The organism is Telmatocola sphagniphila, assembly GCF_018398935.1.
Classification (GTDB): Bacteria; Planctomycetota; Planctomycetia; order Gemmatales; family Gemmataceae; genus Telmatocola; species Telmatocola sphagniphila.
Genome location: NZ_CP074694.1, coordinates 1,767,618 through 1,791,337 on the forward strand (window position 1 = coordinate 1,767,618; position 23,720 = coordinate 1,791,337).

A 23,720-nucleotide genomic window follows, 5' to 3' on the forward strand; every position below is an offset into this window, starting at 1 on the left:
TCAGGGGCCGGCGGGCGGATTTTCGACCGGGGGAGCTACCGGCGCAATAGGTTGTGGTGCAACTGGTACCCCGTTCATAACCCCCGCCGCCGCGGCGATGCCGGGTTGACCGTCGTTGCGATTTTCCGGAATCATGGGGATTTGCGGAACCAACGTGTCGCCGTCGCGCAGTTTATCAGCCCGCTCCTCGGAAGTGATGTAGATCACGCCGCCGATGCGAACCGGTTTCAAGCCGGCCATTTCCGTGGCTAGTCGCAGGATGGTTTCCAGGGTGGCTTCTTCGAGTTCGAGCGTAATGGGAGTTTCGCTCGCTTTCGATTTCCTAGCCTTCAAATCGAGTACCATGTTCACGGAATATTTGGAACTGAGGGTTTTGATCAGATCGGATAAAGGAGTCTCTTTGCAGGAAATTGGAATGTATTGTCGCATCTGGCGAGCGGCCAAGCCCTCTTCCGAACTGACCCAGATGGTATCGCCCACCACCCCGAAGCTCAATTGATAAGCCAGCGTCAATTTTCGCAAGGCCTTACGCAAGGGCATGCCATCGGTTTCCAGGGATACAGTCAAACCTTCCATATCGCCGGGCTGTTGGGAAAGAAACGCCGTATCGAATTTGATTTTCGCGCCTGTCTGCTGCGAGAGATCGCTCAGAACCGCTTTCAATTCCATCTCGAGAAAAGAGCATTTCACATTCTCCGAAAGTAACTTTTGCAGTTCTTCCGGAGTCTTTTCCTTCACTTTTGGGGCGGCAATCTTTGACTTGGCGGAATTTTTCTCCGGCGGCGGATAGCTGCCCTGAACGGGAGTCAGCGACACCATCCCCAGTATGGCCAGAACCAGAACTAGAGGGCGAAGAATCGGAATTCGCATACAGGCTCCGCTTTCATTAAAAACATTAAGGCTTTTTGAAATGATCGACGGCCGGTTTCAAAATGGTCAGAATATAAAGCGCGGCCCCCACATGGGTGGTATCCACCCAGTGAATTTCCTGCTTGCCCGTTGCTTCCCATAATTTTTGGGCCATTTCCGGGGGCACGACGTCATCTCTTTTAGCCGCCACGATCAGCAAGTCGTGTTTTTTCAGATTCTCAGCATAAGTCAAGGGATCGGCCGGTTCCACTATTTTTTTCAGGTTCTCTTTCCCGATCAAACTGAGAATTGGCAGATACGGCTTTGCTTTGGGGTGCTGCCAATAGGAATCGACGATTCCCCCGCCCCCTAATAACAACGCAACCCGATGCAGGCGGGATTCGGATGCCGTCGTCAAACCGGTCATGAAGCTGCCCAGACTGGTGCCCAACATCCCCAGTCGTTTGGGGTCGATTTCTGGCTGCGATTCGAGCCAGGCCGCCGCGCAACGGCAATCCAGGACTGTTTGACGAATGGCCGCCATCGTGTGATCGACATCCGGAGTCAGCAATTTCGGGCCATTAGGTGGTCGGCGTGGACCATAGTAAGCCATTTGAACGAACAGCGCTGCAATTCCGTTTTGCGCAAAAAAGGTCGAGATACCGCGAGAGAGCTTCTGATCGCCGCCCAGCACATCCAGGACTATCACGCCCGGAAACGGGCCTGGCCCATCCGGCCGATAGTATTCCGCAAATACCGTATTGTTCTGAACGTGTTCGGATTTCACCGGCGATGGATAGGTCAATGTGTAAATTTGCACGCCACAGACGGGCAGATCCATCTTGGGCTGCAACTGGTATTCAAAGCAGTATTCCCCCAGTTTGTATCGATCGGCAACTTCTTTCTGATCCCCTTGAGGCGTAAAAGTCACCTTGCCACTTTTGGAATGCAATTCGCCAGCCAACACCGGGAAATAATGGGTCACATATAAAAGCAGACCCAGACTCAAAAGGTATTTCATTCGAACATCCTGATCGGAAGTATTGAGATCCCACAGGACGCGGGGGCCCACCGGAAATTGTCCATATTCTATGGTATGTCCATGCTGCATTGCAAGCTCGACATGAAACGGACGGCTCTCAGAAATAGTCGCGTAGATTTCCAAAAGGCAATTCCAGCAAAAGCTACTGGAGAAAATACGCTTTTGAATCTTTTCAATTTCATATCCTACCCGGAAGGATGAATGAACTCGCAAACAATCCGAAGCCGCCGATCCTGCACTTTGAACAGGTTTCCAAGTGGTATGGGGGAGTCATAGGCGTCAATCACGTCTCGCTTGAACTCAATAAGGGAATTACCGGGTTAGTCGGTGCCAATGGGGCCGGTAAGAGTACACTGCTTCGACTGGCCACTGGCCAATTGCGGCCCAATCTCGGAAAAGTCCAGATTCAGGGCATCGATGCTTGGAACTGGCAAGCCAAGCAGAAAGTTGGCTACTGTCCCGATAACGACAATTTCTACGAAGAGATGTCGGGCCGGGAATTCGTGCTAACGATGGCCCGTTTGTGCGGTTTTTCGGCTCCGCTGGCCAAATCCCGCACGGAGGAAGTTCTCGCTCAGGTCGGGATGGCGGAGCGAGCGGACCGCAAACTGCGCGGCTATTCCAAAGGTATGCGGCAGCGGGTAAAACTGGCCCAAGCTTTACTCAATGATCCGCAATTGCTGGTTCTTGATGAACCACTTTCCGGCATCGATCCGATTGGTCGTAAAGAAATGCTGGACGTTTTCCGGAGTCTTGCGGAAGAAGGAAAGTGCCTACTGATTTCCAGCCACGAACTGGAAGAACTGGAAAAGCTCACCGATCATGTGGCCATCATGGCCCGGGGTCGGATTGCCGCCGTGGGCACGCTGACCCAAATTCGAGAATTGATCGACGATCAGCCTCTTTCGGTACGAATCGACGCACCGAATATCCGACAACTGGCCGCGGCCTTGTTGCAACTCCCCGAGGTGGTGGGGCTCGATCTGGAACCGAAAATCTTGAAATCCGCGCAATCCCAAAGCCTGATCGTCTTCGTACGCCATCCGAAACGATTCTTTGAAGAATTTGGCAATCGCGTGCTGGAGAACAACTGGCAGGTCTCGCGGTTGGAGGCCCTCGACGATTCCGCGCACGCCGTGCTCGGTTATCTGCTGGGGGGCAGTGGCAAAACTTAGCCTATCAAATCAGCGGTACCTGCAATCGGTCCGCTTCTTTAACCAGTAATTCCCAAGTGCCTATTGGAATGGTAATCCCCTCCTTCAAGCGTTGAATCCGGGTCAGCCGCTCGGGATCACCCGGCAGCGTGATGCCTTTCACGCCGGGAGCCGTCGGACAAGCTCGGACGTAATCGGTCAGCTTGCCCGATTCGAAGAGAAAATGTTCGATTCCTCCGAACATTTCGATGTTGAAGAGCACGAAGAGAACGGAGTTACCGAGCCCCGGTAATGGGGCTTCTGCCCGGCTGCACTCCCCACCGGACAAGCCACCCGCAAGTAGGTCCAGTAATAACCCCAGTCCAAACCCCTTGTAAGTTTGACTGCCGCCAAATGGTAAGATGCTGCCGCGATTTTTTTCATCGTAAATCGTGGCGGGATCGGTGGTTGGCTGCCCCTGCGAATCGAGCAGCCAACCTTCCGGCACCGCTTCCTTTTTCTGGAAGTACACACGCACTTTCCCCTCAGCCACGGCACTAGTACCGATATCCAGAACCACAGGATCTTGGGGAGTGGGCGCCCCAACGCAAAGAGGATTCGTGGAAATTCTTCCTTCGGTTCCGCCTGGCGGAGCTACGCGCCGACCACTGCCGTGAGAATTCACGGTGCCCAGAAAAGCCAGATTATTTTTCGCGGCCCATTCCGCATACTCACCGAGTCGCCCGGTATGGCCGCAACGTCGTAAAGTTCCAGCCGCTAGGCCGATAGACTTCGCTTTGGGCAGGAGTCGATCGAGCAATCGATAAGCCTGCACTTGACCTAAACCCCAGCTGGCGTCAGCACTTAACATGGCCGGGGTCTCGGTCAGGATCTCCAATGGGCGATTGCAGGTGAGCTTTCCCTCCCGCAGATTGGTGAGATATTGCGGCACGCGCATGACGCCGTGCGAGTCGTGTCCGCAGAGATTCGCATCGACCAAACTACGGCTAACTCTGTCGGCTTCCTCAGCAGGGACGCCCGCGGCTATAAAAAGATTCCTTGTGAAGTCTGTCAGAACGTCGGCTTGATAAAGAGGCATGGGATATTTTCCAAACGAGAACAAGAACCGGGTGAAGCATGTTGTATCAGGTTCAATCGGAAATTCGGAAGGCCGGAGATCGTACCGGCCCCGTGGTCACTTTGCAAAGCCCGTCGGGCGCCCGAGCCGAAATCTGGTCGGCCTGCGGTTTCAACTGCCTCAAGTGGGCCGTTGCTCCGGGGCGCGAAGCCCTGTTCGTCATGCCCGATTGGGAGTCTAATCCGGTGCCGACCCGGTCCGGCACGCCAATTTTGGCTCCGTTTCCGAATCGGATTCGCAACGGCCACTTTCGCTGGGAGAATCAGGATTATCAACTGCCACTGAACGATTCGGTGAAGCAGAACGCCATTCATGGCGAAGCTCCACGGCATCCCTGGCGGATTCTCGAAAGCAAGGCCGATGGCCATTCGGCCTGGGTGACGGGGGCTTTCCGACCTTCGATTGATGCCCCGGCGGTTGCCAAGAATTGGACGGGAGATTACGAATTGCAGGCCACCTGGCGCTTGATCGATTGCGATCTGCATTTCAGTTACAGCTTCCAGAATCACAGTTCGAAATCGATGCCGTTCGGATTAGGCTTGCATCCCTACTTTCGTTTTCCGTTGGCTGCTGCTGCGGAACTCATCGATGAATCGGTACTAGAAATTCCGGCAAAACAACTCTGGGAATTAAACGAGAGCCTGCCGACAACGAAGAAACTCGATATCCAAGGGGAAACGGATTTTTTGAGGGCTCGAAAAATTGAGAAAACCAATATCGACCTGCTCTACACCGACATGACCGGCCCGCTGGAACCCGACGGACTGAGAATCCATGGCCGACTGACTCACCCGAAGGCTCCGGGGGCGCTGGAAGTGTATGCCGATGCCAGCTTTAGAGAGAGTGTGATTTTTACGTCGGTACACCGTCAAGCGGTCTGCATCGAGCCCTATACCTGTGCGAGTGATGCCGTGAATTTGGCGGCCCAGGGCTTCAATTGCGGTTTGATTACGGTTGAAACAGGGAAATCTATTTCTGGAAAAGTGGAATTTCGCTGGAAAAGTGGTCAGTAATCGATCAGACTACGGTGCAAATTCATAATTAAGGAATCCGCATGATATCCGTCCGAGGGCTTCGCGTTGATTTCGATAATTTTTGTGCGGTTAAAAATCTCTCGTTCGAGGTGGGCAAAGGTCATGTCTTCGGCTTGATCGGTCCCAACGGAGCTGGCAAAACGACTACGATGCGATCCATCATCGGATTGCTCGAACCGACCTACGGCGACATCGAAGTGGCGGGTGTTAACATCCGCGAGAAGCCTGAAGAGGCCAATCGCAAAGTCGCTTTCATGCCCGACTTCCCTCCGATTTACGAAGATCTGAGAGTCTGGGAATTTCTCGATCTGTTCGCTGCCAGCTACTACGTGCCCAAAAGCGAACGGCCGGAAATCATCGATCGTTATCTGCATCTGGTCGATCTGTACGAGAAACGTGATGCTTTTATCCCAGGTCTCTCCCGAGGGATGCGTCAGCGCTTGATGCTTGCCAAGACTCTGATCCCCGATCCGGAAGTCATCATCCTTGACGAGCCGGCCAGCGGTGTCGATCCGCACGGTCGGATTCTCCTCAAAAACATTTTTAAGCAACTCTCGCAGGCCGGTAAAACGCTACTGGTGTCTTCGCACATACTCTCGGAAATGAGCGAGTTCTGTACTGCCATCGGCATTATGGAACGGGGCAAAATGGTGGAGAGCGGTACCGTCCAGGACGTTAGTCGGCGGGTCATGGGGCACGCTCTAGTCAGTCTGGAATTGCTGCATCCCGAACAGGAAGAATTGTTACGCAGCGTGCTGAGCCGAGATTCCAAGGTGGGTAAACTGGAATCGCTCGGTCAAGGTCGCTGGGAGATCGGCTATGAAGGCGAGGAGCAGGAAACTGCGGACCTGCTGAAAAAGCTGGTAACTTCAGATCTGCAGATCATTTCCTTCGGCCGCAAGAAGGAAGCTCTGGAAGATATTTTTCTCAAGATCGGTGCCAAAGAAGTTTCCTAAACGCGAACCGAATACGAATCTTAAAATTTATTGGATGCTGATATGGGTGAAATGCTGCGGCTAGCGGACAATCCGCTTTTTTTGAAGCACGTTCGATCTCGATTGAGACGCTCGGCGATGCTACCGACATTGATCCTCGTCGGGTTCCTCTGTTGCTGCCTTTTGTTCGTCGATCTTTGGTTCCGTTTTATGTCGGCTCCGCCCAACCCGAACCTCTACCCGTTCTGTTATTTTATCCTGGTGGGGATGCAAGGCCTGATTCTCTACATACTGGGGGGCTCGCAGGTCTCCAGTTCAGTTGCCTACGTTAAAGACAGCGGGATTCTTGACTATCATCGAATTACGCCGATTCCTGCGCGCGTGCAGGCCATCGGGTTTATCCTTGGTGCACCCATTCGGGAATACATTCTCTTCATCATCACTTTGCCGTTCTCTTTTGCACTAGCAATGCTGAGTGATGTGGGGATCTCGGGTTTCAGCAAGATATTCCTGGTGATGGTCGGGGCCACTGTTTTGAATCACACCATCGCCTTCCTGGTCGGACTTTCGGCGAAAACTTCACGAGCTGCAACCGGTCGCTATTTCGGTATTCTTGCCATGATCTGGTTTGGTACGAATGCCATCAGTGGGATGGCGTTAATGAATGCCGAGCAATACCACGGGCCGACTCTCATATCCCCGTATCCGGTGGTACGGGAAGTGATTAATGAAGTGCTTTTCAAAAACGCTCCCGCAGCGAATGTGCCCCCGCCTAACAACTTCGTCAAGCCCCAGCCGGCTCAGAATAAAGGCGCGGCCGTCAAACAGAATCCATTCGGAGCTCCCGTCCAACCCGGCTTCAATCCGAATGCCAATCCTCTGTTTTTCGCCAATAAAGCCGAACCGAAACTCTTTGGTATCGAAATCCCCTTAGTCCTTCAAACCTTGTTGGCTCAGGGCACGCTCTTGACTTTTCTCTTCATTGGAGCGACTCGAAGAATACACTCGGCCCGGATTTCCATCTTCTCCAAGCTGGAGGCCGTTGCCTTCTTCGGAGCCGTCAATCTCTTTGCCATTGCCACGCTGTGGAAAATCCCCGTGGAAGGACTGGTCATAGCCAATGTTTACGGCCTGATGATTCTTGCGATCGTAATGATTGGTTTGTGTACGCAAACTCGGGGCGAATTGATGCGGGGTTATCAGAGAGCCCTCAAACAAGGCCGGAAGGTGCCGCGCACGTTCGACGATCTGGCTTCGAACCACGGCGCCATTCTGAGCATTGGTGCGATCCTCGGCGCATTCGCTATTTTTCATTACAACCTGATGGCCGGAGTGCAAGTCGCCGCTCAAGCACCTCGCGTCGAATCCTACGTGTATGGGTTTGCCGTGGCCCTGGGGGCGATTGTTTCGGTTGGATTTCTCATTCAATACTGCAAATTGCGATATCCCAAACGCTGGAGTCACCGGCTCGGCTTTTTCATGTTTTTCATCTGGTTTGCCCCAATGCTTCTCGCGCTAATCAGTTCGGTGATTGGTAATGGCAACTCGGCCATTTCCCAAATGTTTCTGGCTCTCTCCCCTATCGTCAGTTTGCCGATGGTGATTCTGATCGATCGCGTGGGGGCGGCTGTCAATATGGGGACCGAGGAATTCCGGGCTATCGCAATAGGTGCGGTGTTCTTCGAATCGATTCTTTTCCTTTTGATTTCTGTTCGTGCGGAACGCCGGTTGCGGTCGGAGGCCCTCAGCGAACATGAAGAAGATCACCGGCAATTGAATGATCCGGAATATGAAGTGGAATTAGATTAAAGTTTTTGATCTTGAACAAATCGGAAGGTTCGGTTATCGCTCCGCGGCGTGTTCCTCAACCCCGGAAGGATAACCGACATGTTGAAAAAGCTATTCGTCGCCGGCCTGGCGACTGCACTTTCGTTTCAATCGAGTTTTGCCCAAGAAAACCAAGCTATTATTCGCATCAAGGCTCACGTCTTCGAAGTGAGTGACGAAGCGTTTCGCGATTTGAATCTGTCCAAATTCACTAAGGGACGCGATTTGGAAGCTTTATCGCCCCAATCGGAAGCAAAGCTACTACATGATTTGCAATTGCGTCAGGATTTAAAAGGCGATTGCTCGCTCATCGCCATGCCCCAAATGGCAACAGATTCTGGAAGAGAATGTACCATAAATGTAGGGCATAAAGCCTCTTTTTTAACCAAAGTGACTATCGAAAGTCAAAATGGCCATATTGTGTATCTTCCAAAATCGGAAGAGGTGGATTTGGGCTTCAAATTGGCCTGCACTGCCAAGAGTTCGACAGACAAGCAAACGATTAATATGAATGTGAAAGCTGAGATAAAATCGCTGGCGAACGAAGGGCACGTGCCGCTATTTCCTATTACTACCGTAATTACTCCGGTCTACGAGGGTGGTTCGCAGGGTCAGCCCATTGAGGCCATCCAGTACATCCAACAGCCAGAATTTAATCAAACCGAAAACAGCATTTCGATGGGTATGCGCGCGGGTTTCGCCAATGTTGTAGAGCTAGGTCAGGAAAAACGTGCGGTGAACCTCAAATGCCAAAATCCGATTCTGGCGGAGGTTCCTTACCTAAACAGGTTGTTCACTCAGCAGAAATCATCGACATGTAATATTCATTATGTGATGATCGTCCTGGCGGATGTCTTACCAGCGACCAGTAGTCCCGCTTGTATTACGGTTAAGGAAATGCCGCCGAGTGCAACTACGATGACACTCAGTGCACTAAATATTCCGATTCAGGAAGTTGTTCCTCCTCAGCCGATCGCCTTAACCTTTTCGGCCGTGGCTCCCGCGCCGATGACTTCCATTCAGCCAGTCGGTTGGACTACGGTTCAGGTAGCAAATACTAATGCCCTCCCTGCGATCACTCTTAGTGATTACTTGGCTCAGCAGGCGCCTCCTTCGGTTCCCGTCCCTCCGCCCGTTGCGGTTGCTCCGCCGGCGTTATTCAAGGTCGCTATGCCTGAGGCATGCATTACAACACAGGATTTCTGTGTGACTCTGCCAGCGGAAAAAGTCATTCGAGAATGCATTTATACCCAGGCTGCGAATTCGATTGCCGGTTCAACCAAGTGTGCGAACAGGGAAATCCTAAAGATCCTGCTGGAACAGTACGAAGTCGCTTGCAAGGCGGGCGATTTGGCCAAGGCCAAAACCATCGCCGCGTTCTGCATGGATATGGATCCGACCTGCTTCGCTAACAGATAGCCTGAAATTTCAGCGGAGAGGTGAAAAATCCTCTCCATTTTTCTTTTCTTTTTTCGCGGAAAATTCACTCGCGAATAGAGCATTGGCGGTTGACATGCTCGGCGTGGAACCGCTACAATCCCTCTCTTACTCGCCCCCAACGGCATGGAGGCTTCCGCGTGGTCAACCGCGTTGGATCAATATCGCGATTTGACACTTCTTCCGCCCCAAAATCGTCACTGCAACTCGTTTTCGATCTGCCGCCGGGTACCCGCTGGATTCGATTGAAGGTCAATATGACCAGTTCGGATTCAAACACGATTGAATCAACCCTGAAAGGCTTTTCGGGTGCAATTCTGGCGACGCAGAATTGGGCGGGATTATGGATCGACGAAATCTTTGTACGAGTTCCGCCCGATGAACGGGGTTTAGTCCTGGAACCCACCCCATCTGTAAACGTGCACGTTGTGGAATGCCGCGTTCAACCGATCAGTTCGCATCAAATGTGGCTGATCGCCACCGGCAAGAAACTCAAATTGCTTCGCGATTACGGCTGCACCACGCGCGTTCTGCGACGCGGGCTTGGCCTGCTGCTGAAGGGTCAGTTCGGAGAGTTTCGCCAGAAGTTGCTGCGCGGCGTCGATGATTCGCGATTTATCTCGACCGATGAGAATCCGACCTTCGATACCAGTATCTCCGAAAACCTTCCGACTTGGGCAGTGAATCGGAAAATCGATTCGAGGGTTCTGGGCCGACGATTTGTCATTCTGACGCCTTCTTTGAGTGCGGGAGACGCCGTCAGTAATGATGTCTTAGGCATGGCTTATACCCTTCGGGCCGCGGGAGCTGAGGTTCTGGTTTGCAGCCGCTTTGCCAGCAAAATCTGGCCGGTCGTGGCCATCAATCGGCTGCCGGAAATGCTGCGACCGCAGGATACTCTGATCTATCACCATTCGATCGGCTTCACGGAAGCGGTAAGGTTGTTTGAAAAATTGCCCTGCCGGAAGATTCTCAAGTACCACAACATCACTCCCCCGGAATTGTTGCGAGAGCAGTCTCCCGAGCTCTCCAAAGCCTGCGAACAAGGTCTGGCAGAGTTGCCCCGATTGCGGGAAAGGGCTCACGCCGTCTTGGTGGACTCTCCGTTTAATGCGGCGAACTTTCCGGCCCAAGCCCAGTTCGAAATCCTTCCCCCCTTCAACCAAATCGACGAACTCCTTCAGGTAGAACCTCAGGAAATTGAAGGCGTGCTGCCGGGAATTCTCGTCGTGGGCCGGGTGGTACCTAATAAGAACATCGAAAAAGCCATCGAAACGCTGGCTTTTCTGCGGAAGGATTCACGACCGGAACTCAAGCTTTATATCGTCGGCTCCATTCAGAGCTGGGATTACGTTCACAAGCTGAAATCTCTGGCCGAGAAATTGGATATCCAGGATGATGTGCAATTTCTCGGGAACGTGACGCCGCAGCAGTTGAAGGGGCTTTACAAAACGGCTCTGGTATTACTTTGCACCAGTCTGCATGAAGGCTTCGGGCTTCCGTTGCTGGAGGCGGCCGCGCTGAAGCTGCCGATTGTCGCGGTTCCCAATGGAGCCATTCCGGCCACCGTGGATGGCTGCGGCTGGATGGCGGCCGATATCCCTGAGACGCTGGGACGAACGATTCTGCGAACGATGGAAAATTCCGGTGAGCGCGAGATTAAATTGATGCTGGGTGAAAGACATTATCGGAAACACTATACCAACTCAAGTATTGCCGATCGATTTCTGGATCTTCTGCATACGAGCCTCAGAGTCGAAGCCGATCCACTCCTTCAGTTATCCCGTGCGGAACTGTCCGTGGAGGCCGACTCGCAAATAACGGTAACTTGAGTTAGATGTCCATTCGGCAAATTATCAAAAAAGGGGTCGTACAACCGGCCAAATGGCTGGCTCGACCAATCGTTCGCCCACTTCGGGATCTATTCTTACTCCCGGCCATCCAGCAATTCAAAGACCTGGGCCAGCAACTCCAAGCGCAGCTTCAGGAATTGAGCGATTCGGTCAAAATGACCGATCGCACGCTTCTGGGAATGGGATTTCTCAGCAATCTGGCCAGCCGGGATACCAATCGCCTGCCCTCGTTCCCAAAAGTGCTCTACGCGGATTTGCGCTGCCTGCAAGATCCTTTTTATTCCAAGCGCGGCATCGGTTTTCACGCTTCCGGGGTGCTTCGACACGTTCGGCAGTTTCTGTCGCCCTCGCTTCGCGTCATCGGTCTGACCGATCTTCAGCTTCCCGATTTGCCCGAAGAATATTGCACTCTTGTGGATGAAGTGCGAGCCTATCGATTGGCCGAGCCGCTGTCGGGGATTTTGATTCATCTTTCCCCAATGACGCACGACCCGGCTTGGCTCGCACCGCTTTTTGCAAGGAATGACCTGCTGCATGTGGCCCTGGTCTACGATTTCATTCCGCTAGATGAAACCTCGCGGTACCTCGCCTCCGCGAATGCCCATCGTTCCTACCTGAACTGCTTGATCTGGCTGAAAGCCTGCGATATTTTCTGTCCCATTTCCGAGCTCGCTGGTAGAAGATTGCAGGAATTGCTGGGGATACCGAGCGAGCGTATCGCAGTGACCGGGGCCTGCATTCGATCTGATTTCCTGAATGCAACGAAGGTCGATCCCGGAAATCTGCCCTTCGAGAAGGAAAACTATTTCCTGGTCGTAGGCGGTGGCGATAGCCGCAAGAATGTGGAAATCGTTCTTCAGGCACATGCGGAAGTGCCCGGGAAAACGGGTTTGGTGATCGCTGGCCATTATGAGGATGAACATTCAGAACGTCTACGGGAACAGTATCGCTCCTTCGGTGGAACCGTTAAACGATTGAAGTTCGCTCGCGGCCTCAGCGATGCCGAATTGGCCATCCTGTATCGAAACGCTCTGGCGACGATAGTTCCCTCGAAGAATGAGGGCTTTTCGCTTCCGGTGGTCGAAGCTCTCTGTTGCGATTGCCCGGTGATTCTATCCGATATTCCCGTTCATCGAGAATTGGTGAAATGGGATGCCAGTTTTTTTGGTCCCAGCGATCTGCCCACTTTGAAAGATAAACTGGTTAAATTCCAAGAGTCCTCGGATATCAGGAATAGCTGGCTTTCCGGGCAGAAAACGATGCCTCTCGATTTTTCGGAGCCTCAAGTCTCTCAAAAAGTCTGGTCGCAGGTACTGCGTTTTTTACCGGAACACTCCTCCGTGGAAGTAGGAATTCCGCAGCTTCGCACCGCGAAGCCCAAAATTGCCTTTTTAACACCCTTGCCGCCGGAGCGATCCGGTGTGGCGGATTATTCGGCTGATTGTCTGCGCAGCCTCGTTAAGTACGCCGAGGTCGATGTTTACACCAACCGCGCCAATTGCGTACGCGACCCCGGTGTTCATCGATACGAATTAATTTGCGATCTGCCTTACATCAACGGTAAATACGACCGTGTGGTGAGCGTAATTGCCAACTCCACCGAGTATAACCGCAAGTGCATCGACTTATTGAAACGCTACGGCGGCCCTTGCATCAGCCACGATGCCCGCATGATCGACTACTACATGGCTCTTCATGGCCGATTTGGTTTCGCGGAACTGGCTTCCCAATGGCTGAAACGCCCGGTCTCCTTCGAGGAAGGCTGGGAGTGGTACATCGAACAATCGAAAATGCAGACGCTCTGCTTCGAGCAGATACTGCCCAAAGCCGCCCCGATGATCGTTCATTCTCGAGGAATTCAAAAAGCCATTGAGAAACAATATGGCGTAACACCTGCAGTCGTTCCTTTCTCCCCGTACCGTCACTTCCAGGAGAAGGATCTATCGCCACATACGAAGGCGGAAGCCCGGAACCGGCTCGGCTTGGATCCGAAGCGGCTGATCATCGTCTCTCTGGGAATCGTTGCCAAAGAGAAAGCGCCGATTCCCTGTCTGGATGCTCTGCAAATTCTCCGCGAACAAGGCCTCGATGCGGAATTGTACTTTGTCGGTACCAATGGTGGCATAGCGGAGTTTTGGTCGGAATGGATTGCGGAGCGGGGACTTCGCGGTCACGCTCATTTCCTGAACCGCTGGATCGATGAGGCGACTTATCGCGATTACTGCCTGGCCGGGGATTTGGCTTTGCAGCTCCGCACGCATCGCTTTGGAGGTATTTCCGGGGCGCTGGCCGATTGCATCAGCGCCGGTCTGCCGACCGTAGCCAACCTGGATCTCGCCGATGCTTTAGATTCCCCAGATTATGTGTTTCGGGTCAGCGATGAACTAGTGCCTGCCGATATCGCTGCTCGACTGACACAAGCCCAAAGTTCACTCGCTCAAGTTTCGGATCGGCTCGAAATCCGACGGAAATACCTGGAAGAGCGGAATTTTGACAGTTATTCCAAGAATCTTCTGCAGGTTCTTGGGCTCTAAAAACCAGCGGCCAATCAAACTTTTCGGCAAAATCGTATTATCCATCAAGTCCGTACTCTGCGATGCCGATTTAGATAATAAGCAAAGTTGCAGACCGCTAAGTCTGGGGGATTAGACAGCGCTGTAATACTTGCGATCGGCATTGTGGGGAGATGCGGACTATGTGGAAAATGAATCGCAGCAAGCTGCTGGCTGTAGCTGGACTGGGATTGATCCTGAGCGCTCAGACCGGCTGCCAAACTCAGATCGCTGGCATGACGCTGCCGACAGGTCATTACCTGGAGCATCCACCACAGTACTTCCCTCAAGATCCGGATTTTCCTTTAACTAAGGAATTGGCGGATCAGGAAGAAAAAGCCGGCCTGTTACGAACTCGCGACGGCGTATTGCCCGCGGGTGGAGCGGTGGCCCCGGTACCCGGTGCGGCCGGACCGGCTCAGCCTCTGCCTAAAGCCGAAATTCCTCCTATGACCGGCAGCTGATAGATCTATCGAACTCGATCGACGGGCAGAGCAAGACCAGGGACGGTCTTGCTTCTGCCCTTTGTCATTTTCCAGGCTTCCGCTAGAAACTCTTCAGGTTAGTTTTTGAACCCGAAAAGGAATCTAAGCATGGCCATGCAGCACAGCCCCGGCTTCCTGAAGATTGTCAACGAAGTCCGTCCGCACATCAAAGAATGTACAGTTGAAGACGTCAAATCTCGAATCCAAGCTGGCGACAAATTCGTTCTGATCGATGTCCGCGAAGAGAGCGAATGGGCCGCGGGTCGGATTCCCGGAGCCATCCATCTCGGTAAGGGCGTCATCGAAAGGGACATCGAATCGAAAATTCCCGATCACGGTGCCCCGCTGATTTTGTACTGCGGCGGCGGTTTCCGCTCGGCCTTGGCGGCGGATAATCTTCAGAAGATGGGATATACCAACGTCATTTCGATGGACGGTGGATTCCGAGGCTGGAAAGACTCCGGCGGCGAGATCGTGAAGTAACATTTCCGACGGTTCGCCCACGACTGCCTTGACATCTGGAGCCGGAGCGGTACTTATCTAAGGAGCCTATTAAAAAGACATTTCCTTTCGGAGAATTGTGGTATGCCCGGTCTTGATACGGTTGAAATGCTCGGTTTCAACCTCAAGCTGATTGGCAAGAAGTCGAAGAAAAATGTTCTCATTTCTGCCGGAAAACTCTCGGACAAGGAAAAAATGCTTTCCTCCATCGAGAAGTTGTCCAAACTCAACGTCTCGATTTACGCCACCCCGGGAACGGCCCGTTTTCTCAACAGTAAAGGCGTCCCGAACCAGGAACTGTACAAGATTCTGGATCATCGGGAACCGAACATCCACAGCTTCCTGAAGGATAATCGCCTCGATCTGATCATCAACGTTTTGACGGGCAATAACGACTACGACGAATCCTCGGACAGCAACCTGATCCGGTCGATGGCCATCGAGAACGGCATCCCGTTGATTACCGATGTCGATGTGGCCATTCTGACCATCGAACAGCTGATCAAGAAGGATACCGAGGGATTCTACAAGTACAAACTCTCCGACCCGGCGCGGCCCTGGGACATGAAATCGGAGTTTCTCGAAATCGTGCAATCGCTCGGCGGATTTGCCAGCTATCACGCCCACTACGACAAAGCCTACCTGATCTCCATGGAGAATCTCCGACTGAGCATGGTCGACATGCAGAAGAAGTGGACTCTCTACAAGCACTTGAAAGAAAACTATACATTCGATGATCTGGTCGAACGCATCTCGCGCGGGGTGGAGAATATGATCGCCCAGGGGGCCGCTTACTGCCGCACCATGGTCGATGCCGACAGCACGGCCAAGACACTGCCGATGCAGGCCGCGCTGGAAGTGAAGAAACGGTACTCCGACCGGATCAATTTCGATGTGGGCGTTCAGCCGTTACAAGGGGTACTCGATCCCGAATCCCGTAGGTACTTCGAAGAATCTTGCGAGATGGGCGATTTCGTCGGCGGCCTGCCCTCTAAGGACCGGCCGCTGCCCGAAAAACATTTCGACGTCATTCTCAGCGTTGCCAAGCGGTTGAACAAGCGAGTCGATGTGCACGTCGATCAGGAAAATAATCCCTACGAAACCGAAACGGAAATGCTGGCTTTGAAGACAATCGAGCATGGCATGGAAGGGCGCGTCGCCGCCGTGCATGCGATCTCGCTGTCGGCCAAACCCCCGATTGAGCAGGATCGCATCATCCGGGTGATGAAGCAGGCCGGAGTGAGTGTGATCTGCTGCCCCTCGGCCGCTCTGTCGATGAAGCAGCTCGATATGCCGGCCCCACTGCACAACTCCATCGCTCCGGTCCCTCGGCTGCTGGATGCGGGCATTCCGGTCCGACTGGGCGTCGACAACGTCTACGACCTGTTCATGCCGCTGGTGGATGGCGACATGTGGTTCGAATGCCGGCTGCTCATGGAGGCTTGCCGGTTTTACGATCTAAGAAAAGTGGCCGAGCTGGCCTGCGATAAAACGGGTTACGGTTGATCGAGTTCGCTCAAATCGTCAGCACGACCTTGCCGAAAAGCGATTTCCCATCGGGAAGCGTCCCCGTCTCCTGAACTTTATGAGCGAGTGCCGCTTGCTCCAAAGGTAATTGCAAACCGATCAGGGCTTTCAGTTTCTGCTCTGACAGAAGATCGTTGATCTCCTCGGCGCAAATCCATTGTTCCATGGGCGTGCAGTTGAACATGGCAAAGCCGTGAAGCGATAGACACTTCACATAAAACGGTCCGATCGGGATAATCGGCTTGGATTGCCGGCCAGCCATGACTATCACCCGGCCCCGGGGCGACATGAGATCGATGATGCGGCCAAAATCCTGTTCGCGATGGGTTTCGTACCAGACTTGAACGCCTTTGCCCGCCGTAAATTCCTTGATTCGGACCGAGAGATCGTCCGTTTTGTAATTGAGAACCATATCGGCCCCTAACTCCTCGGCGATCTTCGCTTTCTCGGCCGATCCTACAGTGGTTATGACGCGAGCCCCTTTCGCTTTGGCAATTTGCACGGCCATGGAACCCACGCCGCCGGTGCCCCCGTTGATGAAAACCGTATCTTCCTCTTGCAGATCGCCGAACTGAAAAAGTCCCAGATGGGCCGTGATTGCCGTTAGCGAAGCGGCGACAATTTGAATATCTTCCACCCCTTCCGGTGCCGGGTAGATCCAATCCTGATTAACGCAAATAAACTCGGCAAAGGTTCCCTGCCGGCCCAGCATCCCCTGATTGGAGCCCCAGACACGCTGTCCAATAGTCAGATTTTCCGAGTCTTCGCCGAGTTCTTCGATGACGCCGACGAAATCGCAGCCGATCACGTACGGGAAAGGAGCGGGCATCGGTACCAGGCCGGAGCGGAAATAGGTGTCAATGGGATTGGTGGCGACCGCGGACACCCGGATTAAAGCTTCTTTTTTCTGGGGTCGAGGCATCGGCAATTCACCGACCTGAATAACCTCCGGGCTACCGGTCTGGGTAATGAAAGCGGCTTTCATGGAATACTCCGTTTACAGGGACTACCAAAGTAGATGTATTGCAAGCGGGAAAATCGTGCATAGCTTTAACTAGAGATTCGCATCCTGGAGAATTCACCATGAGTATCGATGCCGTTCCCATTCGCCGAATCGACCATGTCCGCTTTTTTGTTGGCAACGCCCGGCAATCCGCGTTTTTCTACCGCAACGCCTTCGGATTCGATGTGGTCGCCTACGCCGGATTGGAAACCAAGGTTCGGCATGAGGCAGGCTATATTCTGAAATCGGGAGATATCACCTTTGCCCTGATTTCCCCGTTAAAATCTTCGCACCCCGAATATCCCCGGCTAGTGACGCACGGCGACGGCGTGATGGATATCGCGCTGGAAGTGGATGACGTCAAAAAAGCTTATAACGAAACGGTTTATCGAGGGGCTGTCGGTGTGGTGGGACCCACCGTGCTGGAAGATGAGCAAGGGCAATATGAGTTTGCCTCGATTCGAACGTATGGAGATACAACCCACAGCTTTGTGAATCGCGACAAATACAAGGGAGTTTTCTCCCCAGGGTTCAAGCCGCTCGACCCCGGACGTTACAACCCGAACACCGCCAAGCCGGCCGGCCTGAAAAATATCGATCACATCGTAGGGAACGTCGAACTCGGCAAAATGAATGATTGGGTGGAATACTACAAGAAAATCATGGGATTTGATCAGTTGGTTTCCTTTGACGATAAACAGATCTCCACCGAATACACGGCACTTATGTCGAAAGTGGTTCAGGGAGGCGATGGCCGGGTGAAGTTCCCTTTGAACGAACCCGCCCAGGGGCGGCGTAAATCGCAAATCGATGAATACCTGGACTTCTACGGCGGACCCGGTGTACAGCATATCGCCCTGGCCACGGATGACATTATCAAGACGGTGAAAGCTCTTCGGGCGAATGATGTGAGTTTTCTGCGAGTTCCGAAGACCTATTACGAAATGTTGCCCAGCCGGGTGGGTCCGATCAAAGAAAATATCGACGAATTGGCCGATTTGGGAATTCTCGTTGACCGCGATGACGAAGGCTACATGCTGCAAATCTTCACCAAGCCGGTCTGCGACCGACCGACCGTGTTTTTTGAGATTATCCAGCGGGCGGGATCGAAGAGCTTCGGTAAAGGGAATTTTAAAGCCTTGTTCGAAGCCATCGAACGGGAGCAGGCAAAGAGAGGAACGCTGTAATGATTCGACTAGAATCGCTTCACATCAGCCGCTTTCGAGGCATCCGAGAAGGGAAGATCGAAGGCTTCACTGACGTGAACATCCTCGTTGGAAAAAACAATTCCGGCAAGACGACCGTGATGGAAGCGATCATGCGATGCATCGATTCTTGGACTTCCATGCCAGATATTATGGGAAGGGATGTGCCCAATACTTGGAGTGAGATAAGAAAAAGCGGAACTCCAAGTATAATTTCGGACTTCTGGTATCAGCAAGATCTGTCTACTAACGCCAACTTGAGTATCACTTTAAAAAATGCGGATACCAATTCTCAGATTCAGTTAATTCGTTTTTCGGTCACTTACTCCAAGGATACACACGGAAATCTAAATGCTTTACCTCAAGGCGATTCAGTTCATGTAACTGGTAATTGGGTTACATTTCGCAAAGGACTAATTCTTATCCAGCCTGAGGATTGCCGAAACAGCAGAATCGAAGAGTTATTTTGGCAGAGCATCCTCTCCAATCGAAGAGACAAAATCTTACTTAAAAACTTGAACGAAGTTTTCGGCCTAAATGCAGAAGCTTTACAACTGATTCCGCCTAACAAATTAATGGTGCTCTACGACAACTATGGAATCCCTCTCGATGTGCTGGGGGATGGAACACGAAGTGCATTAAGAGCCTTAATTCTGCTCTCGATGGTAAAATCCTGCTTGGTACTGATGGAAGAGCCTGAATGCTATCAGCATCCGGGCTCACTCGAAAAGTTTGCACTCGCCGTTACCAAATTGGCTCAGCAGCAACAAATCCAACTGATTTTATCGACGCATAGCATCGAATGCGTCAACGCCTTCCTCAAGGCTGCGAAAACCGTTGCTTCAAATGCCGCTGTTTTCCATCTGAGCGTGAAGGATGGCCATCAGATCGCTCGCAAACTCGAAACGGAAACCGTGGAAACTCTTGAAAGCACTGGAATCGATGTGAGGTTCGCCGATCTTTATGCCTGAAAATCGCTTAATTACAATTCTCTATGAAGGGGATGACGATAAAGCAGTGCTTCAGAAACTGCAAGCGTGCGGATTGATTCCTCCTTCGAACGAAGTGAAAATAGCAGAGAGAGACAAAACCAAACACCCTGGCAAGGAAGGTCTTTATGGGCAATTGCTACCCATAATCCACCCATTTAAGGGGTTGGATGGTAGAGCAATCGTCCTGATGGATCTCGACGGGAACTCTCATCAAGGCTTGCAAAACGAATTTAGAGATGCCTTAAAAGCAAGTCTCAGGAACGACACAGTTCCGATAAAGATCACTGATGGAAATCGAGTTGGCAGGCTTGAGGAAATCGTTCTTGAGTACGAGGAAAGGCGGGGAAGCGTTGTTTTGGTTCCAGTAGGCAACCCAGAGGACAAAGAAGTCTCCTCTAAATATGGAATTGATCGCTTCGCTATCGATGATTGGATTCTAAAACTTGCCTTGCACCAGCAGGCTTTTGAAGCCGTTTCAGAATTTGAAAAGCTCGGCTATGATCGTGCCCTGAAGAAGTTCGAGGAAGTCTCAGATCTTCTTCGAAACAATAGCTTAGAAGTTCGGAAGGCAAAAACCTATGTTCAAATTCTTAGGTTGATCGCCGATATTCGCCCCTCGACCGCAACCGTTATCGGGCGTATAGTCGAGAAGGCCTTCGCAAGTTTAGGTCGCGAGGAGTTCACGAGGCTTCTGAAACCTTTTCTATCGGACCTGAACGATGCCAGCTCGATTCTGAGGAGGACTGAATCGTGATCCCCCTTCCCCCCGTGCGGTCCTTGCGGGATTTTTACGCCTTCGAACAACATGTCAAAACCTGCCGGGCCCAGCGCGGGCTGGAGATGGTGAAGGAATGGTACGAAATACCCGTTTTTTACTTCTCGAATCCCGCGGCGATCATCGGTGACGGCGATACTGTCTATGCCCCCTGTGGTTCGCAAGCACTCGACTATGAGCTAGAGATCGCCTGCGTCATCGGTCAAAAAGGTCGAAACCTGGTCGCCGACGATTCCGCCCTAAGTTACATTCTCGGCTTTACAATAATGAATGACTGGTCCGCCCGCGACATTCAACGAAAAGAAATGGCCGTGGGACTCGGGCCGAGCAAGGGTAAGGATTTTGCCACTTCCCTGGGCCCGGGTGTCGTACCCATGTCCGAATTGATGGATGTTTATAAGGACGGCCGATTACATCTGGAAATGACGGCCCGCGTTAATGGCAAAGAGTACTCTCGCGGCAACGCCGGAAGCATCCATTATACCTGGCCACAGCTTCTGGCACATGCGAGCCGGGATGCCGATCTGTTACCGGGCGATGTGATCGGCTCCGGAACTGTGGGTACTGGCTGCATCCTGGAATTAACCCCCGAGAAGGTTGGGGGATGGCTGAAAGCGGGCGATCGGGTGGAACTGATCGTAGAAAGATTAGGAACACTTCGGAATGAAGTGATCGCCAGACCGCCCTTGTAAATCGGGAGAATGTCGATGCCTTACTACCGCCAATTTGGGTCGATCCCCCCCAAACACCATATCGAACATCCCCAGATACCCGGCTATCGTAACGAAGGAATCTTCTACGAAGAGGTCATCACCACCGAGGGTTTTAACCGGGCCTACAGTATTCTCTATCACCTGCGGCCCCCGACCCGGGTAAAACATCAGGAGCACCTCAAGAGCATTGCGATCGAATTGGTGAGTGATCCGATGCTCCGGCACATTCACTTGAAAACCAAGGAGATTGCACGCGCGGGTGATGTGATTTTTGGCCGAACCCCGATGTTCCATAATTCGGATGTGACGATCTCCCGTTGTCGGCCCGCGAAACAACAGGAACAGCTTTACAAAAATGCCTCGGCCGATGAGGTGCTATTCATTCACAGTGGTTCGGGGGTTCTGCACTCGCTCTATGGAAAGCAAGCTTTTCATCCTTTCGACTATGTTGTGATCCCGCGCGGAACGATTTACAAAATCGTTTTCGACGACATTCAGAAGGCCGACCTGCTGATCGTCGACTCCCCGCCGCCGATTCGCCTCCCGCACCGCTACAAGAATGCCGATGGGCAGATTCGGCTGGGGGCTCCTTATAGTGAACGGGATTTTCACGGCCCCTCTCAACTCGATATCGTCGATCAGGAAGCCGATACGGAATTGATCCTGAAAAAAGGTGAGAACTATTTCCGATACGTTCTGGCCAGCCATCCCTTCGACGTGGTGGGGTGGGATGGCCTGATCTACCCTTATACCTTTAATGCGGACGATTTCGAACCGATCACCGGTACGATTCATCAGCCGCCGCCCATCCACCAGACCTTTGAAACGAGTGGCTTCGTCATCTGCACTTTTGCACCGCGTGTTCTGGATACTCATCCCAAAGCCGTAAAAGTCCCTTATGCCCATTCGAACGTCGATTCGGATGAAGTTCTCTATTACGTTCGGGGCAAATTCGGTTCTCGGCGTGGGGTGGAGGAATCTTCTTTTACCTTGCATCCGTTGGGAATTCCACACGGCCCGCATCCCGGCACCATCGTGGCCAGCCGAGCGCACACTCGGACGGATGAACTGGCCGTAATGATTGACACATTTCGACCGCTGCATCTCACCCAAGTTGCGATAGAATACGACGATCCGAAATATCCTTTGAGTTGGCTGGAATAGGTGGAAAGCGGCATGAGGATCGATCCCAAGACGACCAACCCCGTAGATGTGTATCAGGCTCTCGTCGGTCTAGTCACTCCCCGACCTATTGCCTGGGTAAGTACCGTCGACGCCCAGGGGCGTCCCAATCTGGCCCCGTTCAGCTTCTTCAACGTGTTCAGCGCCAATCCGCCGGTCGTGGTTTTCTCGCCGACCTTGCGACGCGACGGCACCAAAAAGGGAACGCTTTTAAATATCGAAGCAACCAGCGAATTCGTTATTCACATTCCCACGAACGATCTGGTCGAGCCGATGAATCTGACGGCCAAGGAATTGCCCGAGGGGGAAAGCGAATTCGATCTCGCGAAACTGACTCCGATTCCGTCGGAAAAGGTGAAGCCGCCGCGCATCCAGGAATCGCCGACAGCACTGGAATGCAAACTTCAGCAGATCATTCCCCTGGGGCATGGCCCCATTGCCGGAAATCTGGTGATTGGGGAAATTCTGCTCATCCATTTCGAAGATCGACTCCTGGGTGCAGACGGCAAAATCGACCCCCATAAAATGCAGTCGATTGGCCGCCTGGGCGGCGATTACTATGCCCGAACGACCGATCTATTTGCATTGAAGAGACCGTAAATCCATGATTCATCCACTGCAGCCTTCCCACAAATCGCATCTGGTGCCGCTGGTCGATAAGACCGGCGTTTTCAAACCGAACGAAGTCGAGACGCTGGATAGCCTCCTGGAGGGCTACTTCGACGCCTATCACAAGGAGGATCAGCACCGCTCGTTCGTGCTCGAGGAAGAGGGCCACATTCGGGGCTTCGTTTATTTTGCCCCGGAAGATTCCACGATGACCGACCGCACCTGGACGCTCTATTGGATCGCGGTGGACGTTACCAAACAGCGTGGCGGCTACGGCAAGAAGCTGATGAATTTCGTGGAGGATTACATTCGGAAGGAGAACGGCCGCCTCCTGCTGATCGAAACCTCCTCCACTCCCAAGTACGAACCGACTCGAAACTTCTACTTGAAATATGGCTACGTCCAGGTGGCCTTGGTACCCGACTTCTATTCGGACGGGGATGGCAAGGTTATCTTCGCCAAACATCTGCAGCGCTAGGAATTCGCCCAGGCTCGCCCAACGCCTCATTTTGCATAACCGGAAAAGCCGTCAATTTCGGAAAATCCTTCCTAATAAACAATGCTTAATCGATAATCGTTCCCATCGTTTCATGCCCTACAATGCTCACGGTTCGACTGTTTGTCAGAAATCGATCATTCGCGACAGACGGCCCTCCAATTACACCGGCTGGATCATTTTCAACGAAACTCCGTTAAGGATCAATGCTGTCAAGGGCGACACTAAATTTGCGTGGTTGATTGAAGCGGTTCGCGCAGAGGTTGCGTGAATGAAAATTTCCATTGCTTCCATAATTCGCGTTGCATCGCTGAAACCTGTGAGTCCGCCAGATTGACTGGTTTGACTAAAACTCGATTACCCACCGAGTTTGACTAAACCTCGAAGGCGGCTCATCCGATTTAGTAGGTGTAGTAAGCGAAAAGCGGTTGC

General features: G+C 52.5%; 20 protein-coding genes and 1 pseudogene. 17 read left to right on the forward strand and 4 right to left on the reverse strand.

What is annotated here, in order from left to right; all coding sequences use genetic code 11:
* The gene (locus KIH39_RS07145) at positions 1 to 870 is read right to left on the reverse strand and encodes a hypothetical protein (protein WP_213498607.1); all 870 of its coding nucleotides are present in this window, start codon (positions 868 to 870) and stop codon (positions 1 to 3) included.
* A 25-nt stretch (positions 871 to 895) separates the two neighbouring features.
* Complete coding sequence (locus KIH39_RS07150) at positions 896 to 1,870, reverse strand: alpha/beta hydrolase family protein (protein WP_213498608.1); 975 nt, start codon at positions 1,868 to 1,870, stop codon at positions 896 to 898.
* 218 nt (positions 1,871 to 2,088) lie between these two features.
* Here KIH39_RS07150 and KIH39_RS07155 point away from each other — a divergent pair, with 218 nt between their 5' ends.
* Positions 2,089 to 3,066 (forward strand): ABC transporter ATP-binding protein, encoded by a 978-nt coding sequence (locus KIH39_RS07155; RefSeq protein ID WP_213498609.1) that lies wholly within the window; start codon positions 2,089 to 2,091, stop codon positions 3,064 to 3,066.
* Between the two features lie 4 nt (positions 3,067 to 3,070).
* Here KIH39_RS07155 and KIH39_RS07160 read toward each other — a convergent pair whose 3' ends face one another.
* Positions 3,071 to 4,123, reverse strand: a complete 1,053-nt coding sequence (locus KIH39_RS07160) for an Ldh family oxidoreductase (RefSeq protein ID WP_213498610.1) — start codon at positions 4,121 to 4,123, stop codon at positions 3,071 to 3,073.
* Between the two features lie 38 nt (positions 4,124 to 4,161).
* Between KIH39_RS07160 and KIH39_RS07165 the strand changes: the two genes are divergently transcribed.
* The 9 genes from KIH39_RS07165 to KIH39_RS07205 all read left to right on the forward strand — a co-directional run bounded on the left by KIH39_RS07165 (position 4,162) and on the right by KIH39_RS07205 (position 16,292).
* A complete protein-coding gene (locus KIH39_RS07165) occupies positions 4,162 to 5,175 on the forward strand; it encodes an aldose 1-epimerase (RefSeq protein ID WP_213498612.1) in 1,014 nt (337 codons plus the stop codon).
* A gap of 41 nt (positions 5,176 to 5,216) precedes the next feature.
* A complete protein-coding gene (locus tag KIH39_RS07170) occupies positions 5,217 to 6,152 on the forward strand; it encodes an ABC transporter ATP-binding protein (protein WP_213498614.1) in 936 nt (311 codons plus the stop codon).
* 42 nt (positions 6,153 to 6,194) lie between these two features.
* Positions 6,195 to 7,940 carry a hypothetical protein gene (locus tag KIH39_RS07175; RefSeq protein ID WP_213498616.1) on the forward strand — a complete coding sequence of 582 codons (1,746 nt, stop codon included), beginning with the start codon at positions 6,195 to 6,197 and terminating at the stop codon, positions 7,938 to 7,940.
* Between the two features lie 78 nt (positions 7,941 to 8,018).
* A complete protein-coding gene (locus tag KIH39_RS07180) occupies positions 8,019 to 9,377 on the forward strand; it encodes a hypothetical protein (protein ID WP_213498618.1) in 1,359 nt (452 codons plus the stop codon).
* A 158-nt stretch (positions 9,378 to 9,535) separates the two neighbouring features.
* Positions 9,536 to 11,227 carry a glycosyltransferase family 4 protein gene (locus KIH39_RS07185; RefSeq protein WP_213498619.1) on the forward strand — a complete coding sequence of 564 codons (1,692 nt, stop codon included), beginning with the start codon at positions 9,536 to 9,538 and terminating at the stop codon, positions 11,225 to 11,227.
* Between the two features lie 5 nt (positions 11,228 to 11,232).
* A complete protein-coding gene (locus tag KIH39_RS07190) occupies positions 11,233 to 13,782 on the forward strand; it encodes a glycosyltransferase (RefSeq protein WP_213498620.1) in 2,550 nt (849 codons plus the stop codon).
* A 161-nt stretch (positions 13,783 to 13,943) separates the two neighbouring features.
* On the forward strand, positions 13,944 to 14,264 hold the full coding sequence (locus KIH39_RS07195; protein ID WP_213498621.1) for a hypothetical protein: 321 nt from the start codon (positions 13,944 to 13,946) through the stop codon (positions 14,262 to 14,264).
* A gap of 129 nt (positions 14,265 to 14,393) precedes the next feature.
* Entirely contained in the window at positions 14,394 to 14,768 is a 375-nt protein-coding gene (locus KIH39_RS07200; protein WP_213498623.1) for a rhodanese-like domain-containing protein, read from the forward strand.
* 102 nt (positions 14,769 to 14,870) lie between these two features.
* Complete coding sequence (locus KIH39_RS07205; protein ID WP_213498625.1) at positions 14,871 to 16,292, forward strand: amidohydrolase family protein; 1,422 nt, start codon at positions 14,871 to 14,873, stop codon at positions 16,290 to 16,292.
* 10 nt (positions 16,293 to 16,302) lie between these two features.
* On the opposite strand, the gene KIH39_RS07210 is transcribed toward KIH39_RS07205, so the two are convergent.
* Entirely contained in the window at positions 16,303 to 17,298 is a 996-nt protein-coding gene (locus tag KIH39_RS07210; RefSeq protein WP_213498626.1) for an NADPH:quinone reductase, read from the reverse strand.
* Between the two features lie 98 nt (positions 17,299 to 17,396).
* Between KIH39_RS07210 and hppD the strand changes: the two genes are divergently transcribed.
* From hppD to KIH39_RS07245, 7 genes and pseudogenes are all read left to right on the forward strand, one after another.
* Positions 17,397 to 18,503, forward strand: a complete 1,107-nt coding sequence (gene hppD / locus KIH39_RS07215; RefSeq protein WP_246539586.1) for a 4-hydroxyphenylpyruvate dioxygenase — start codon at positions 17,397 to 17,399, stop codon at positions 18,501 to 18,503.
* Entirely contained in the window at positions 18,503 to 19,492 is a 990-nt protein-coding gene (locus KIH39_RS07220) for an ATP-dependent nuclease (protein WP_213498627.1), read from the forward strand. The genes hppD and KIH39_RS07220 overlap by 1 nt, the downstream gene beginning before the upstream one ends.
* Positions 19,493 to 19,538: 46 nt before the next feature.
* Positions 19,539 to 20,267: a hypothetical protein gene (locus KIH39_RS07225; RefSeq protein ID WP_213498628.1), complete on the forward strand. Its 729-nt coding sequence runs from the start codon at positions 19,539 to 19,541 to the stop codon at positions 20,265 to 20,267.
* A pseudogene (locus tag KIH39_RS07230) lies at positions 20,261 to 20,980 on the forward strand (fumarylacetoacetate hydrolase family protein); the annotation flags it as partial. The gene KIH39_RS07225 and the pseudogene KIH39_RS07230, both read left to right, overlap by 7 nt.
* 15 nt (positions 20,981 to 20,995) lie before the next feature.
* Positions 20,996 to 22,165: a homogentisate 1,2-dioxygenase gene (locus KIH39_RS07235; RefSeq protein WP_213498629.1), complete on the forward strand. Its 1,170-nt coding sequence runs from the start codon at positions 20,996 to 20,998 to the stop codon at positions 22,163 to 22,165.
* A gap of 12 nt (positions 22,166 to 22,177) precedes the next feature.
* Entirely contained in the window at positions 22,178 to 22,783 is a 606-nt protein-coding gene (locus KIH39_RS07240; protein WP_213498630.1) for a flavin reductase family protein, read from the forward strand.
* A 4-nt stretch (positions 22,784 to 22,787) separates the two neighbouring features.
* Complete coding sequence (locus KIH39_RS07245) at positions 22,788 to 23,270, forward strand: GNAT family N-acetyltransferase (protein ID WP_213498632.1); 483 nt, start codon at positions 22,788 to 22,790, stop codon at positions 23,268 to 23,270.
* The last annotated feature ends 450 nt before the right edge of the window (positions 23,271 to 23,720 follow it).

Coding starts and splice junctions, on each gene's coding strand:
- KIH39_RS07145 (WP_213498607.1), bottom strand. CDS start 870: ATGCGAATTCCGATTCTTCGCCCTCTAGTTCTGGTTCTGGCCATACTG.
- KIH39_RS07150 (WP_213498608.1), bottom strand. CDS start 1,870: ATGAAATACCTTTTGAGTCTGGGTCTGCTTTTATATGTGACCCATTAT.
- KIH39_RS07155 (WP_213498609.1), top strand. CDS start 2,089: ATGAATGAACTCGCAAACAATCCGAAGCCGCCGATCCTGCACTTTGAA.
- KIH39_RS07160 (WP_213498610.1), bottom strand. CDS start 4,123: ATGCCTCTTTATCAAGCCGACGTTCTGACAGACTTCACAAGGAATCTT.
- KIH39_RS07165 (WP_213498612.1), top strand. CDS start 4,162: ATGTTGTATCAGGTTCAATCGGAAATTCGGAAGGCCGGAGATCGTACC.
- KIH39_RS07170 (WP_213498614.1), top strand. CDS start 5,217: ATGATATCCGTCCGAGGGCTTCGCGTTGATTTCGATAATTTTTGTGCG.
- KIH39_RS07175 (WP_213498616.1), top strand. CDS start 6,195: ATGGGTGAAATGCTGCGGCTAGCGGACAATCCGCTTTTTTTGAAGCAC.
- KIH39_RS07180 (WP_213498618.1), top strand. CDS start 8,019: ATGTTGAAAAAGCTATTCGTCGCCGGCCTGGCGACTGCACTTTCGTTT.
- KIH39_RS07190 (WP_213498620.1), top strand. CDS start 11,233: ATGTCCATTCGGCAAATTATCAAAAAAGGGGTCGTACAACCGGCCAAA.
- KIH39_RS07195 (WP_213498621.1), top strand. CDS start 13,944: ATGTGGAAAATGAATCGCAGCAAGCTGCTGGCTGTAGCTGGACTGGGA.
- KIH39_RS07200 (WP_213498623.1), top strand. CDS start 14,394: ATGGCCATGCAGCACAGCCCCGGCTTCCTGAAGATTGTCAACGAAGTC.
- KIH39_RS07205 (WP_213498625.1), top strand. CDS start 14,871: ATGCCCGGTCTTGATACGGTTGAAATGCTCGGTTTCAACCTCAAGCTG.
- KIH39_RS07210 (WP_213498626.1), bottom strand. CDS start 17,298: ATGAAAGCCGCTTTCATTACCCAGACCGGTAGCCCGGAGGTTATTCAG.
- hppD (WP_246539586.1), top strand. CDS start 17,397: ATGAGTATCGATGCCGTTCCCATTCGCCGAATCGACCATGTCCGCTTT.
- KIH39_RS07220 (WP_213498627.1), top strand. CDS start 18,503: ATGATTCGACTAGAATCGCTTCACATCAGCCGCTTTCGAGGCATCCGA.
- KIH39_RS07235 (WP_213498629.1), top strand. CDS start 20,996: ATGCCTTACTACCGCCAATTTGGGTCGATCCCCCCCAAACACCATATC.
- KIH39_RS07240 (WP_213498630.1), top strand. CDS start 22,178: ATGAGGATCGATCCCAAGACGACCAACCCCGTAGATGTGTATCAGGCT.
- KIH39_RS07245 (WP_213498632.1), top strand. CDS start 22,788: ATGATTCATCCACTGCAGCCTTCCCACAAATCGCATCTGGTGCCGCTG.